The organism is Candidatus Neomicrothrix sp. (assembly GCF_035329545.1).
Taxonomy (GTDB): Bacteria; Actinomycetota; Acidimicrobiia; order Acidimicrobiales; family Microtrichaceae; genus Microthrix; species Microthrix subdominans.
On the sequence record NZ_DAOLGP010000015.1, the window covers coordinates 68,793 to 83,873 of the forward strand.

At 70.1% G+C, this 15,081-nt stretch carries 12 protein-coding genes; all 12 read right to left on the reverse strand.

Annotated features, from left to right (window positions below; translation table 11 throughout):
- Positions 1–48 precede the first annotated feature (48 nt).
- Entirely contained in the window at positions 49–576 is a 528-nt protein-coding gene (locus PKD89_RS10335; RefSeq protein ID WP_289010096.1) for an HD domain-containing protein, read from the reverse strand.
- A complete protein-coding gene (locus PKD89_RS10340; RefSeq protein WP_287374731.1) occupies positions 573–1,574 on the reverse strand; it encodes a tyrosine recombinase in 1,002 nt (333 codons plus the stop codon). Before PKD89_RS10340 ends, PKD89_RS10335 begins: the two co-directional genes overlap by 4 nt.
- Positions 1,571–2,173, reverse strand: coding sequence for an NUDIX domain-containing protein (locus PKD89_RS10345; protein WP_289010097.1), 603 nt, complete (start codon positions 2,171–2,173; stop codon positions 1,571–1,573). Before PKD89_RS10345 ends, PKD89_RS10340 begins: the two co-directional genes overlap by 4 nt.
- Entirely contained in the window at positions 2,170–3,909 is a 1,740-nt protein-coding gene (locus PKD89_RS10350) for a CTP synthase (RefSeq protein ID WP_289010098.1), read from the reverse strand. Before PKD89_RS10350 ends, PKD89_RS10345 begins: the two co-directional genes overlap by 4 nt.
- A 99-nt stretch (positions 3,910–4,008) precedes the next feature.
- Positions 4,009–6,417: a hypothetical protein gene (locus tag PKD89_RS10355; protein WP_289010099.1), complete on the reverse strand. Its 2,409-nt coding sequence runs from the start codon at positions 6,415–6,417 to the stop codon at positions 4,009–4,011.
- 4 nt (positions 6,418–6,421) lie between these two features.
- Positions 6,422–7,519: a glycosyltransferase family 4 protein gene (locus tag PKD89_RS10360; protein WP_287374739.1), complete on the reverse strand. Its 1,098-nt coding sequence runs from the start codon at positions 7,517–7,519 to the stop codon at positions 6,422–6,424.
- A complete protein-coding gene (gene murJ / locus PKD89_RS10365) occupies positions 7,516–9,141 on the reverse strand; it encodes a murein biosynthesis integral membrane protein MurJ (RefSeq protein ID WP_289010100.1) in 1,626 nt (541 codons plus the stop codon). Before murJ ends, PKD89_RS10360 begins: the two co-directional genes overlap by 4 nt.
- A gap of 28 nt (positions 9,142–9,169) precedes the next feature.
- Positions 9,170–10,264 (reverse strand): copper transporter, encoded by a 1,095-nt coding sequence (locus tag PKD89_RS10370; RefSeq protein WP_289010101.1) that lies wholly within the window; start codon positions 10,262–10,264, stop codon positions 9,170–9,172.
- Complete coding sequence (gene steA, locus PKD89_RS10375; RefSeq protein ID WP_287374747.1) at positions 10,261–11,505, reverse strand: putative cytokinetic ring protein SteA; 1,245 nt, start codon at positions 11,503–11,505, stop codon at positions 10,261–10,263. Before steA ends, PKD89_RS10370 begins: the two co-directional genes overlap by 4 nt.
- On the reverse strand, positions 11,505–13,106 hold the full coding sequence (gene recN, locus PKD89_RS10380; protein WP_287374750.1) for a DNA repair protein RecN: 1,602 nt from the start codon (positions 13,104–13,106) through the stop codon (positions 11,505–11,507). The genes steA and recN overlap by 1 nt, the downstream gene beginning before the upstream one ends.
- A 108-nt stretch (positions 13,107–13,214) precedes the next feature.
- The gene (locus PKD89_RS10385; RefSeq protein WP_287393733.1) at positions 13,215–14,096 is read right to left on the reverse strand and encodes an NAD(+)/NADH kinase; all 882 of its coding nucleotides are present in this window, start codon (positions 14,094–14,096) and stop codon (positions 13,215–13,217) included.
- A complete protein-coding gene (locus PKD89_RS10390) occupies positions 14,089–14,916 on the reverse strand; it encodes a TlyA family RNA methyltransferase (protein WP_289010102.1) in 828 nt (275 codons plus the stop codon). The genes PKD89_RS10385 and PKD89_RS10390 overlap by 8 nt, the downstream gene beginning before the upstream one ends.
- Positions 14,917–15,081: the final 165 nt, after the last annotated feature.

Sequence of the window (15,081 nt, forward strand, 5' to 3'; positions counted from 1 at the left end):
GCGCGGGCCACCCTCGTCAGCGTGGGACGAGGCTGGGCTCGGCGACGCTCACGCCGCCCCGTCGGCCTCGGCGAGCACTCGTCCGATCGTCTGGGGGACGGTCCATTCGTTCTCCGGTAGATGATGCTCTCGCGCCCAGGCGCACACCATCGGATGCGAGCCCAGCCGCTCGAGGCGCTGCGCCCCGAGCTCGGTGTACGTCAGGTAGGCGCCCATCCTGGCGAACGGGGCAACCCGGCCATGGGCCCGGGCCTCGAGCCAGTCGCCGGCGGCGCTGCCCTCGGCGAGCGAGGCGACCACCCGGCCCGTCGTGCCCAGCGGAGCGAGCGACTTGCCGACGTCGTGAAGCAGCGCTGCCCGCACCGCCCAGTGGGGTCCCCCACCGATGAGCGCCGCTTCCACCCGGCGGGCGACCGCCACCGAATGGACCCGGTCGCGCACGGTCATCGACGCGAACAGCGCCAGCTCGTCACCCTCGAGGCGTTGGGCGGCCCAGCGGTCCGACGACCACGGGTCGGGGGTGGGGCCGACGTGATAGCGGAATCGGCGGTACAGGTGCGCTGGTGAGTCCTTCATGATCCACCGCCGGCCTTCTGCCGGCCGCCGGGCATCGAGGCCCGGGGATGGGCCGAGCGATAGACCGCCACCAGCGTGTCCATCGCCACCCTGGTGTAGCGCTGGGTGGTCGTCAGCCGTGCATGGCCGAGCAGTTCCTGCACCGTGCGCAGGTCGGCGCCGCCGTCGACGAGGTGGGTGGCATAGCTGTGGCGCAGGACGTGCGGCGACAGCGTGGTGACGTCCAGGCCGGCCGCAGCCCCACGACGCTGCAGGATCAACCAGGCTCCCTGGCGGGACAGGCGACCCCCCCGCTGGTTGAGAAAAACCGCGTCGGCCGCGTCGCGGGTGGGGCGGGCGTTGCGGGCGACCAGCTCGCCCCGGCCGACATCGAAGTAGCCGGCCATCGTGGTCAGCACCGAGCGGCCGACCGGCAAGATGCGCTCCTTGCGGCCTTTGCCGAGCACCCGCACCAGGGCGCCGTCGAGGTCGACGTCCCCCAGCGACAGCCCGGTCGCCTCCGACACCCTCAGGCCCGCCCCGTAGAGCAGCTCCAACAGCGCCCGGTCGCGTAGCGAGGCCGGGTCGGCACCGTCGATGCCGTCGAGCAACGCCGCGACCACGTCGGCGGCCAGTGCCTTGGGCACCAGATCGGCGGTACCCACCCCGTCGAGGTCGACCGCCGGGTCGTCGCACCCCAGCTCCTCGGCCCGAAAGCGGTACCAGCCCCGCACCGACGCCACCGCGCGGGCAACCGATGAGCGGGCCCGACCCTCATCGAGCAGCGAGCGCACCCACCGCTCCAGGTCGGTGCGAGTCGGCTGGGGGCCCGCTCCCCCGTCGACGCTCAGCTGTGACCGTTCCAGCCACGCCAGGTGGGCCAGGATGTCACGGCGGTAGGCCTGCACGGTCGACGACGCCCGGCCCCGTTCCACCCGAAGCCAGCCCAGGAAGGCCTCGACGGTGGGATCGTTGGGCGAGACGACCTCGCCGGCGACGGCGACCGGACCCCGAGTCATGCCGAGCGAGCGCTCGCTCCCCGGCGCTCGGCGGCCAGCAGTGCGATGATCGTCTTGGCGTCGACGATGCCGCCGGAGGCGACCGCCTCGACCGCATCGGTCAGGTCGAGCCGCACCAGGTCCATGTGGCGCTCCTCGACCCCGTCGAACTCGGTGGGCACCTCGCTCAGGCCGGTGGCGAGGAAGGTCTCGTGCCATTCGTCGCTGTAGCCGGGCGACAGATAGAACCCGGCGAGGCGCACGCAGCTGCTCGCTGCGAGACCCACCTCCTCGGCCAGCTCACGCAGCGCCAGCTCGACCGGATCCTCGTCGTTTCGATCGGCCTTGCCGGCGGGGATCTCCAACAGGTCACCGTCGGGGGCCACCCGATACTGGCGAACCAGCGTGACCGTGCCGTCGTCGTGCAGCGGCAGTATCGAGACCGCTCCTGGATGACGCACGACGTCACGGGCGTGGACGCCGCCGTCGGGGTCGCACATCTCGGCCTCGACCATGTCGATGACATAGCCGGAGTGGATCGGGGTCGTGGCCTTGACCGAGAACCCGGCCGCGGACGACATCTCCGGTCGTGCCCAGCCGGTCGCAGCCCGGTCGCTCACGCGGGGTCGCTGTCGGCGGCCGGGGCCAATCCCCCGCCGGCGCCGACGCCGACCGGATCGCGCCCGTTGGCCGGTTCGCCGTCGGCCTTGCTCGAGGCGGTCTCGGTGGACTCGCCCGGCTCGGCGGCGGCCGTGCGGCCGGTCAGGCGTCGCGCCGCCGCCTCGACAAAGGCGGCAAACAGCGGCGCCGGACGGGTGGGGCGGCTCTTGAACTCGGGATGCGCCTGGGTGCCGACCCAGAACGGATGGCCCTCCAACTCGATGAACTCGACCAGGCGACCGTCCGGCGACGTGCCCGAGCAGCGCAGGTCGGATTCCTCGAACCGGCTCCTGAAGCGGGGGTTGAACTCGTAGCGGTGGCGATGGCGCTCCGACACCACCTCGCTGCCGTAGGCCTCGGCCACCTGCGACCCCGGCTCGAGCCGGGCGATGTAGGCGCCAAGGCGCATCGTTCCACCCTTGTCGGTGACGGTTCGCTGGCTGTCCATGATGTCGATCACCGGGTATGGCGTGGTCGGGTCGAACTCCGAGCTGTTGGCCCGCTCCATGCCCAGGGCATTGCGCGCGTACTCGACCGTCATCACCTGCATACCCAGACACAGACCCAGGCACGGCACCCCGTGCTCGCGGGCCCAACCGGCGGCGGCCACCTTGCCCTCCACGCCTCGGGGGCCGAACCCACCGGGGATGATGATCCCGTCCAGGTCGTGCAGGCGACCCTCGGCCAGCAGGCCCTCGGCGTCCTCGGCCTGGATCCAATCGATCGTCGGCTTGACGCCGCTGAACGCCGAGGCGTGGTTGAGCGCCTCGACGACCGACAGGTAGGCGTCAACCAGGCTGACGTACTTCCCGACGATGCCGATGCGCATCGGTGTGACGGCCGCCTCCCCGCGGGCCACCACCGCCTCCCACTCGGTCAGGTCGGGTTGGCCGACCTCGAGGCCGAGCACCTCGCCGACGACGGTGTCGAGGCCCTCCTCGTGCATGGCCAGCGGCAGCTCGTACAGGCTGGACACGTTGGCTGCGCTGATGACCGCCGACAGGTCGACGTCGCACATCGACGAGATCTTGCGGCGCAGGTCGCCACCCAGCTCGGCCTCGGAGCGACAGACGATCACGTCGGGGGCGATGCCCCGGCTGCGCAGCTCGGTGACCGAGTGCTGGGTCGGCTTGGTCTTCAGCTCGCCCGAGGCACCGATGAAGGGCACCAGGGTGACGTGGACGTAGCACACGTTGGGCCGGCCGACGTCGAGGCGGATCTGGCGTATCGCCTCGAGGAAGGGCAGGATCTCGATGTCGCCCACCGTGCCGCCCACCTCGGTGATCACGATGTCGACATCGTCGGTGGCCAAGGAGGTGATCCGGCTCTTGATCTCGTCGGTGATGTGGGGGATCACCTGCACGGTCTTGCCCAGGTAGTCGCCCCGGCGCTCGGCGGCGAGCACCGCCTGGTAGATGCCGCCGGTGGTGGCGTTGGAGGCCCGGGTCAGAAACTCGTCGATGAAGCGTTCGTAGTGACCGAGGTCGAGGTCGGTCTCGCCGCCGTCCTCGGTGACGAACACCTCGCCGTGCTCAAAGGGGTTCATCGTGCCCGGGTCGACGTTGATGTAGGGGTCGAGCTTTTGCAGCGTGACCCGAAGGCCCTTGGCCTTCAACAGGGTGCCCAACGAGGAGGCGGTCAACCCCTTGCCCAGGCCGCTCACCACCCCTCCGGTGACAAAAATGTGCTTGGCCACTCTCACGCTCCCACAGTCGTTGACGCGCCCAGGACGCGGAGAAGCCCCAGCGTCATCGGTCCGCATCTGCTCGCTGGGTGATCAGGCTACCGGAAGTGCTCACGCGTCCTTCGGACGACGATGCCCGGCGATCACCGGGTAGTCGGCTTGGATCTCATCCAATCGTGTGAGCAGGAACAGCGTCATCGGGACCAACACGGCGAGGAACAAGCCGATGATGGCCACGCCGGAGTCGTTGAGCGCGGCGCCGAGCAGGGCACACAGCATCGCTGCGTCGACGAGCAGCCGCATGCCGGGCACCCGACGGAGCACCTCGGTCAACGGCGTGTTCGAGCGGGTGGCGAGGAAGACGACAAAGACCGCAGCGACGGGCAGCACGAGCGACCAGACCGACGAGGTGAGGATCGACAGGTTGGCGTCGATCTTGCGGGACAGGATGGTGCCCGCCTCGCCGTTGGCCACCGACTCGAGGAACCGCCCCAGGTGGGTGCGCTGGTCCGGCGGTCGGGCCAGATCGATCGCCCCGAACACGCCGAGCACGGCCACGGTGCCGATACCGATCAGGCCCATCGTTTTCCACCCGACCCTCCGCCCGGCCAACAGCAGGACGATGATCGAGAACGCCGGGACCAGCGCCAACACGCCACCGACGTCGCTGCCCAGCGCCGGGTGGCCATCGACGATCACGGTGGTGATCGCCAGCAGGCAGATCGCCACCAGGACGACCGGCGATGCCCGGGTGGCCCCAGGTTCGTCTCCGTCCTGGCGGGACGGCCACACCAGCGCCTGACCGACCGACGCCAAAATGAGCGCCGAGACGGCCAGCAGCGCGAAGGCCAGGTTGCCCAGCCCGGCGAAGCGCCCGGCCACCTGTGGCGAATAGCCGAACACCGTGTCGATCTGAAGCGTGGCACCGGTCCACAGGTCGACGACGAGCACGACGAAGCTCAGCGCAGCGATCACGACCGGGGCGGCCACCAGGCAGCGTCGCGTCAGCGCCATGACCGCGAAGGCGAGGACGGCTGAGCCCCCGACCATCAGCGCGACGTAGAGCGGGGGCGGAACGCAGGCGAGCCGGCCGGACAGCCCCATCATGAACGCAACCGGCGGTACCGCCATCAACGTGAGCGCCGGAACCGCCAGGTGCCGCACCAGCGTCGGCCGGAAGTACCAGAGCCCGACGGTCAACAACACCAACAGGACGATCAGGACGACGAAGATCGTCGCTGCGGGATCGTGCGTCGCCATGATGCACACCGACGTGTCGTTGGCCTCGGTCAGCTCGGCGATCGGCAGCTGACCGCCGGCGCGGTCGGCCGAGCGGATCAGCCGAGTATCGGGCATCGACGTCGGCAGTTTGATGTCGAAGGCCGCCAGGATCGAGGGGGCGATGTCGGTCAGCGTGACGTAGCCGGTTCGACGGGTAGAGGCCGAGCGAGCCCACCCCGGGTCCAAGCCGGGCCCCTGAGCGGCAAAAATCCCCAGCTGTGCAGGTCCAAAGGGCACGTCCGGGGTCAACATCAGGGTGAGGTCCCTGGTTGGATCGACCAGGTCGAGCACCTCGCCGAGGACCTCGTCGGATTGTTGGAGCGCGCGGCGTTGCAGCCGTTCGGCCTCCGCCGGCGAGAGCTTGTCGTTGATCACCTGCGCCGCCCGCTCAAGGTCGGAGAGCTCGACCACCACCACATCGGAGCTGTCGAGGGCCTCGGAGGTGGCCTTGGCGACGGCGCCCGGGTCGAGCCGAACCCCTCCCGCCGACTCGTCATCGGACATCAGCAGGCTGGGCGTGACCGAGCCTGCCGCCACCTGCCCATCGGGGGTGATCGCCATCAGGGCTGCCGCTCTCGAGCGCCGCTCGGGGTCGGCCAAATCGGCGTTGCCGATCGCAGCCATCTGCCGGTCGTCTCGAGTGAGGGCGTCGGCCAGCGACCCCACCTGGGAGCCGTACTTGAGGGCTTCGTTGTACTCGATGATCGCGCCGATGTTGACGGCGAGTGCGACGCCGGTCGGGTCCACCCCGGTTCGCTCCTCGAACACTTCGCCGGCGGTTTGGCCCTCGACCATCTCGTCGGGGCCGTAAACCAACCCGGGCCGGTCGAGTTGAACGAACGAGCTGGGCGGCGCGCCCGCCCGGTTGCCGGCCCCCAGTGTCAGGTAGCCCTCGGGGGGGTCGGTGACCGGGCCCAGGGTGCGCACGCTCATCGACGCGATCACCCCGTCGCCGGCGAAGGCCGCCAGATTGGGCGTGTCGTCGGTGACGTCAGCCCACCTCAGGCGGGGTGTGGTGACGACGATGATGCGCTCGGGGGCCTCGGCCGCGGTTGCCAGCTCCACCTCGGCGGCCCCGGAGCGGGCGACGACGGCGAGGATCGTGCCGAGGGTCAAGACGACCAGCGATGCGATCAGCACCCGCTGTACCCAGGTGCGCACGGCGGATGCCGGTGGCACACTGTTGGACGCCGGTGGCACGCTGTTGGACGTCGGCGGCGAGCGGTCGGGGGCCGTCATGTGCTCACCTCCTGAGCACCTCACCATAGACGTCGACGATCTGGTCGACGAGACGATCGGGCTCGTAGATGCGCTCGGCCAATTTCCGTCCCCGCTGGGCCATCGCCTCGGCCTTCACCGGGTCTGTGAGCACCTCGACGATCGCCGTCCCGAGTGCCGCGGGGTCACCGATCGGCACCACCCGGGCGTCGACCCCGTCGGTCAGGTCGTAGGGGACGGTGCCGACCGCGGTTGACACCAACGGGCGTCCCAGGCGCAGCGCCTCGACGACGGCGATCGGCGATCCCTCCCAGGCCGACGACAGCGCGACGACGTCGGCCGCCATCATCTCGTCGGCCGGGTTGGTCCGCCGACCCACAAACTCGACGGTGGACCCCAAGCGGAGGGACTGGCGCAGTGCCTCCAGCGTGGTCGCCTCGGCCTCCTCACCGTCGCCGACGACGATCGCACGGACCTGGGGCAGGCGGTCACGTACCGCCGCCATCGCCCGCAGGAACGTGCCCAGGTCCTTCTGAGGGTTGATGCGGGCGACGACCACCACCAACGGGATGCCCTCGGCGATGCCGAGCGCCTCGCGGGTGGTGGCCCGATCGCGGTCGGGGGAACGTTCGGCCGACATCGGCAGGACGTAGCGTCGACGCTCGTCGGGGACGACCGTGGCCACCTCGGCATCGATCTCCGGGGAGATGACGATCACGCGGTCGCAGCCGGAGAGCACCTGCCGGGCCAACCACACCTTGGCAGCGTGAAACCGGCCAGCGTTCTCGGGGATGACCAGGTTGTGGACCGTCACGACCAGCGGCCGCCCGAGGCGGGCCAGCCGGCTCACCGCCGCGGCACCGAAGCCATGGGCGTGGATGACCTCGGCGTCGCCGCGGACCCGGCGGAGCTGACCAGCGGCGCGCAGCAGACGATCCGGCCGCTTGGACGCCGGGACGTCGATCTCGGCATCGAGACGGCGGAGCCCGTCCATCACCCCGGGAGGGCCCGCCACCCGCACCGTCCAGCCCCGCTGTTCCAGCGCGTCGGCCAGCACGGCGACATGCTGGCGGATGCCCCCCGCGGATGGCCCGAGCACCAACAGCACGCGACGGGGGCTCATGACCAGCCCCGCTCGGTGGCGCCCATCGTCTTGACCGCCCGGCCGGGCGTCGGCCCGCCGATCCCCCACCACAGCACGAGGAAGGTGGCGACGACCACCCCGCCGGTGACCCCCGATCCGAGCGCCGCGACCGACCAGCCGGCGCCGACAAACTCGTGGGCCACCATCCACCCCAACGCAGTCGCCCCGGCGGCCGCCGCCAGGCGACGCCCGAACTGCGCCCCCAGGCGCGCCAGCGGCGAGTCGCGCGCCACCCCCCGCCGATACAACAACACGGCGAGCACCGCTGCGCCGAACGTTTGACCCAGCGAAAAGCCGAGCGACATCGCTCCCACCCGAAGCTCGTCGCTGACCAACTGGATCCCAACGATCATCGCCAATGCAGCCAGTGAGGTGGCCACGACGTTGACCAGCGCCGGGGTGCGGGTGTCGTCGAGCGCGTAGAAGGCGCGGGTCAACAGCAGGAAGATGCCGAAGCCGATCAGCCCGGGGGCAAAACCGATCAGGCCACCGGCGAGCACGTCAGGGTCGCCTGCCCGGTCGCTGATGGCGATGACGCGCGCCACCAGCGGGGCGGCCGCCACCAAAAACGCCCCGGAGACCAGCGAGACGGTGGCGATCGCCCTCACCCCGGCGCCCACCGACCCGGAGAACCCCCGGCGGTCGCCCGCCTGCACCTGACGGGACATCGTGGGAAACCTCGTCGTGAGGATCGGAACCGCCAGGACGGTATGGGGAAGCAGAAAGACCTGCCAGGCGGTCTGCCAGATGATGAAGTTGCCGGCTTCGGCGGACGACAGCCTGATCACGACGAGCACGAGCAGCGGTTGGAGGGCCAGGTAGGCGATTGCCCACGTCGACTGGCGCCCGAAGTGCACCAGCGCCGGGTCGCGCGGCGACAGCGGCCGCCTGGGTCGGAAGCCGTCGGCCCACGCTCCGGCGCCGACCGCCACGCAGAACACGACCACGCCCAGTGTGGTTCCCCCGGCGAGCACCCACTTCTCGGGCCCGGTCAACAGCAGGTTGGGCTCCTGGTCGCCTCGCATCGCAGCGAAGACCAGGTAGGTGGCGATCACGACGATGTTGTTCAGCAGCGGTGCGGCCGCCGGCAACAGGAACCGGTCGCGGGCATTGAGCAGCGCTGTGGCCACAGCGTTGATCAGGTACAACACCACCTGCGGCAAAAACAGCCACAGGAACTGGGAGCCCAGGGTGATCGCTCGCTGCCGTGCGATCGGTTCGCTGATCCCGCCGAGCGACACGGCCATGATCTGCGGGGCCAACACGATGCCGATGGCGGCGACCACCCCGAGGATCACCGATCCGTGCACCAGTACCGAGCTGGCCAACTGGTCGGCCTTGCGCCGGTCATCATGTTTCAGCTCCGCCACGATCTGTGGCACCAGCACCGCCTGAAGCGCACCGGCGGCCAGCAGCTCATAGAGGATGTTCGGGACGTAGTTGGCCGACTGGTAGACGTCGTTGAGCAACGTGGAGCCGAGCACGTTGAGCACGACCCAGACGCGGACGAACCCGGTCAACCGGCTGACCAGCGTCACCGCCGACATCCCGGCGGTCGCACGGGTCAGGTTGGTGCGGGGGGCGACGGTCGTCTCGGTCAAGCCGCCCCCCTGCGCAGAGGGGTGTCGCTCATCGGGTGATCGACGGCACCGGACCGTCGGTCCCGGCGGCCAACCCGTAGTCCCCGGTCTTGCCCTCCCGCAGCTCCATCAGCGCCACGACGACGGCGGCCTTGCCCAACGGGCCCTCCAGCCCATCGAGGGTTGAGCTCTGGCCGCGCAGTGCATCGTCGGACCGCACCACCTCAAGCGCGGCCCCGCGAACGGGGACGTCGTCCTCGGTGGCTTCAGCTTGAATTGTGCGGGTGTTGCGGGTTTCGGCCACCAGCACGCGACCGGGGTTGAACGACACCAGCTCGGTGACGATGGGCAGATAAGCCTTCTTCGGATCCAACGAGGAGCCCTCGCCGGTGATCGAGACGATCAGCGCCTCCGGTCCGGGTACCGACAGGTTGCCCGCCGGCGCCGCCTCCTGCTCGATCAACTCGGCGTCGGTCAACCGGTCGAGCAGCTCTTCGGGGCCGGCGTCGAGCGCAACCGTGGTGCCAGGTGAGATGCCGGTGGTCGATGTCGACGCCGCGCCATCCGTCGGCGCCGTGGTCGTCGGATCACCCTGCGCCGTGGTGGACGGGGCATTGGTGGCCGGGGCATTGGTGGCCGGGGTCGGTCCCGCAAGCGCCAAACCGAGCATCGCCGCCGCTTCGGCGGTCACCTGGGCCGGGTCGGTTGTGTCGAAGTCGAGCGACTCCGCAATCTCGGCGGACCGCTGGGGGTCGGTCGGATTCCAGCGATCGGTCAGCCACACCACCGCCGGCACCTCGGCGTCGGCCGCTTGGAGCACCTCGACCGTTCGGTTGACCTGGTCCTCGTCGATCCCCCGGTTGGCCAGCACGACGACCTGGGCATCGGTCAGCTGTCCGGCCAGCAGCTGTTCGTAGCCGGCGTCCGCCGCCGCCTCCTCGGTCAGGGTCTGCTCGTTGATCACCCGGTTGAGCGCCTCGACCTCCTCGGTTCGCTGGTCGACCCGATCGTTGAGCCGCCTCACCTGGGCGTCGAGCGCGTCGACGAAGGTCCGGTCGAGGAAGGTCGAACCGAGCACCAGCCCGATCCCGAGGGCGAGGAACACCGCCGTCAGGCTGATGATGTGGGTGCGCAGCTTGATCACGAGAAACTCCAGAGGGCCACCAGGCTCAGCAGCCTTCCGGGGGCGGGGACGGCAGACAACAGCGCCATGTTGGTCAGGTTGAGCCACGCGGTCTTGATGATCAGACGGATCGGCGCCGAGATCATCACCACCGCGCCGAGGGCGAACGCAGCCGCCAGCACCATCAAGATCAGGTCGCGGGTGTGAACCTCGGTGTGGTAGAGCTTGGACACGCCCTTGGCGTCGACAAGGCGGGTGCCGATCTTCATGCGCACCAGGACGGTCGAGGCCATCCCCGCCCGGCCCTTGTCGAGAAACTCGACCATCGACGTGTGGGTGCCCACCGCCACGATCAGCTCCGCACCCTGTTCGTAGGCCAACAGCATGGCGATGTCCTCGCTCGTACCCGACGCCGACATCGTGTGGTACTCGAGGCCGAGCTCGTCGAGGCGGGCGGCGCCGGGGGCATGACCGTCCTTGTAGGCGTGCACCACCAGCTGGGCACCGGAGCGGAGCGTCCGTTCGGTGACCGAGTCGAAGTCGCCGACGATCAGATCGGGCGTGTGCCCCAGCTCCATCAACGCGTCGGAGCCCCCGTCGACGCCGATCAGGATCGGCCTGAGGTCGGCCAGGTAGCCGTTGTCGGAGAGAATCTGGAGATCCTCCCGATAGGTGGAGCCGCGCACCACGATCAGAACGTGTCGGCCGTCGAAGTCCAGGCCGACGTCGGGAAACTCCAGGTCGCTGCCCAGCAGGTCGCGATCCTGTTCGATGTAGGTGAGGGTGTTGGCGACAAACCGGCCGAATTCGGCGTCGAGGCCGTCCATGGCCAGCTGGTGGCTGACGGCGATGGTCTCGACGGTCTCCTCGACACCTCGGGCGATCAACACGTCGCCCCGGTAGACCTCGGCGCCGACCACCTGAACCTGGTCCCCGTCGGCGATCTCCTCGATCACGTCCGGACCGCAGCGGTCGACCAACGGGATCCCCGCCCCGATGACCAGCAGCGGCCCCTGGTTCGGGTAACGCCCCGACGACGAGGCGTCGGCGTTGATCACCGCTGCCGGGCGGGCCTCGACCAGGGTTTCGGCCGCCACGACGTCGAGATCGGTATGGGAGATCACCGCGATGTCGCCCGGCTTGAGCCGCTGGACGAGGTCCTTGGTGCGCCGGTCGACCTTGGCCTCACCGATGATGTGGGCGCGCGCCGCCAGCGACTCCTCGTCGCTGCGCGCCTGGGACTTCGACGGGCGCAACGCCATCAGTGCCTCTCCGCAACGGCGGGCCTGCTCGCCCGGGCCAGCAGTTCCTCGGCGTTCGAACGGGTCGCCGTCGAGTCGGGCGTTCCCGACAACATGCGCGCCAGCTCGGCCAGGCGAGCCTCGCCATCGACCGGCTCGACGGTCGTCGTCGTCGCCTCCTCGCCGATCGACTTGGCGATCCGCACCTGTTGGTCGGCGTGGGCGGCCACCTGCGCCAGGTGGGTGACGACCAGCACCTGCGAGCCCTCGGCCACCTCCGCCAGGGCACGGCCCACCTCGAGGGCGGTTGCGCCGCCGATGCCGGCATCCACCTCGTCGAACACCATCGTGTCCGGGCCGCCCGACAGCACCAGCCTGAGCGCCAGCAATACCCGGGACAGCTCGCCGCCCGAGGCAGCCCGTTGCAGCGGTGCCGGGTCGATCCCCGGGTTGGCGGCGAGGCGAAACTCCACCCGGTCGCCTGGATCCTCTTCGCCGACCTCGATCTGCAGGGTCGCCTGGGGCATCGCCAGCGCGGCCAGCCGGCCCTCGACCTCCGCCGCCAGTTTGGGAGCGGCGGCCCGGCGGGCGGCCCCGACCTTGGCGGCGGCCCGGTCGCGGCGGGCGGTGGCCTGGGCGAGTTCGTCCTCCAGCTCGGCCGCGCGGCGCTCCCGATTGGTCAGCTCGTCGAGACGCCGACGGCACTCGTCGCCAAAGGCGATGACATCCGCCAGCGTCTCGCCGTACTTGCGGCACAGATCGCGTAGCTCGACGCGTCTCAGGCGGATGGCTTCGAGCCGTTCGGGGTCGTCCTCGATCGTCTCGGCCTGATTGCGAAGATCGCTGGTCAGGTCGGCGAGTTCTGCCTGCTGGGCGAGCACCCGCGCCAACGCGTCCTCATAGGGTTTGCGGTCGGCGAGGGCGCCGGCCATGGCGGCGAGGGCGTCGGACAGGCCGCCCTCGTCGGAGGCGATGCCCAGGGCCATGGCCGCCGCCTCCCGATGCCCGACCGCATCGGCGAGCAGCGATTCCTCGGCGGCGAGCGACGCGTCCTCGGCGGCGTCGCCCAGGCCGGCCGCATCGATCTCATCCACCTGAAACCCCAACAGGTCCATCTCGCGCACCCGGGCCCGTTCGTCGCCACCCAGCTCGCCGAGCTGGGACCGCAACGCTGCGGCCTCGGCGTCGGCGTCGGACAGCTCGGTCAGGTCGATGGCCGCCCATCGGTCGAGCGCCCGACGTTGAACCGCTGTCGTCGTCAGCGCCAGTTGGGCACCTTGGGAGTGGATCTCGAGCAGCCCCTCAGCGGCCGCAGACAGCTCGCCCACCGTGACGAGTTCGCCGTTGCGATACGCCCGGCTGCGGCCCTCGCGGAGGACCACCCGTCGGAGCACCAGTTCGTCGCCGGATTCGGTCGAGAAGCGTCCCTCGACCACCGCCTGGTCCGCACCGGTCCGCACCACCGTGGCGTCGGCCCGTGCGCCGGAAAGCAACTCGAGTGCACCGAGCAGCAGCGTCTTTCCGGCGCCGGTCTCTCCGGTGAGGGCGGTCATGTGGTCGCGCAGATCCAAGCGGGCATGGGCGATAACGCCCAGATCGGTCACTGCCAGCTCATCCAACATGGGTGCCCACCATCGTAGGGCTCCCCCGGGTACCCGATGGGGCCCGGCGACGGCTGGTGGCTGCGCAGCCGGACCGTCGTCGTCGCGGTCGGGCGTTCCGGGGGTAGCTCAGCGGTCGGCCAAGGAGAACTTGCGCTTCAGGACGTCGTGAAAGCGCAGCTGCTCGAAGCGGATGAAGCGGGCCGGGACCGGCGCCATCGAGCAGCACACCCGGCCGCCTGGTGCCACTTCGGTTCCGGACTGGCCGTCGACCGACAGGACTGCAGAACGGTGACCGACCACCTCGAGCTCCACGGTGGACGAGGCCTCGAGCACCATCGCCCGATCGAACAACAGGTGGGGCGCCACCGGCACCATCACCAACGCCCGGTGGGTGGGGGCGACGATCGGACCGCGCACTGAGAGGGCGTAGGCGGTCGACCCGGTCGGGGTGGCCACCACCATCCCGTCGGTGACATAGGAGGTGAAGAACTCGCCGTCCAGGTACACCCGCAGTCGCAGGGTGTGCCCGGTCAGCGAGCGCTCGACCACCACCTCGTTCAGGCCGGTGCGGGTCGAGATCGGCGTCTGTGGGTCGCCCGCAGCCGGAGTGACCGTCGCCTGCACCCGCATGCGCTCCTCGAGGCGGCCCCTCCCGGCGGCCAACTCGTCGAGCGCCCACTCCGCCCGTTCGGGGGCGACGTCGGCCAGATATCCAAGCTGACCGGCGTTCAAGGCCACCAACGGAACCCCGGCGTCGGCCACCATCCCGACCGCTCGCAACACGGTTCCATCGCCGCCGATGGCGACGACGACGTCGGCGGTGACCAACTGCTCGCTCTCGACCGCCAGCGAGGGGGCGCCGGCCGCCCGGGCATCCGCGTCGGTCAACATGACCGTCGCCCCCAGCGCCTCGGACCAGGCGATCACCCGTGCCGCCAGCTCGGCGGCAAGCGGTCGATCCTGATGGACGACCACCCCGATGCGCTTCAGCGTTCGCTGCTCAGCCATCGGCGGCACCGATGTCCTCGTCTGTGGGTTTGGTCGACGTCACCAGAGTGTCGATCCACCCGTCGCCAAGCGCGGGCACCTCTGAGGAACCGTCGTGGCGAAAGCGCACGAAAAACTCGGTGTTGCCCTGTGCGCCTCTCACGGCCGAGACCGTAGCCCCGACAACCCTCAGCCCGCGATCCTCGGCGGAGCGTTCGACCGCGCCGAGCGCCGAGCGCCACAGACGCGGATCCCTGATCACCCCACGACCGCGGGACGCATCGCTGCGCGCAACCTCAAACTGGGGTTTGACCAGGACGACCAGATCGCCGTCGGGGGCGGTCAGGGCCGCCAGCGACTCGATGATCGAGCAGACCGAGATGAACGAGACGTCGACGGTCACCATCGGGAACGGAGCGGCGACCGCTTCGTGGTCCAGCGAGCGGATGTCGGTCTGCTCGAGCACCGTGACGCGAGGGTCGTCCCTCAGCCGCTCATGCAACTGATGGGTGCCCACGTCGACGGCGACGACCGCTGCGGCTCCGTTCTGGAGCAGGCAGTCGGTGAATCCTCCCGTGGACGATCCGACGTCGAGGGCGCGTATGCCCTCGACGTCGAACGCCCAGTCATCAAGGGCGTGGCGCAGCTTGTCACCGCCACGTCCGACAAACCGTCGGTCGGCGACGAAGCGAACCGGCTCGCCGTCGTCGGTCAGCCGTTGCGAGCTCAGAGCCGGCGCGCCTCCAACCAGCACCAGCCCGGCGGCGATCAGCTCGGACGCCGAGTCGACATCGGCCGCCAGCCCGCGACGCACCATCGACCGGTCCAGACGGCGTCTCATCTGCCGAGTACCGGCTCGACCGGCCGCAACGCAGCTACGCGTCGGGCGTGCTCGACGGGGTGGGCGTTGTCGGAGCCTTCTTGGCCGGAGCCTTCTTGGCCGGAGCCTTCTTCGCCGGAGCCTTCTTGGCCGGAGCCTTCTTCGCCGGAGCCTTCTTCGCCGGAG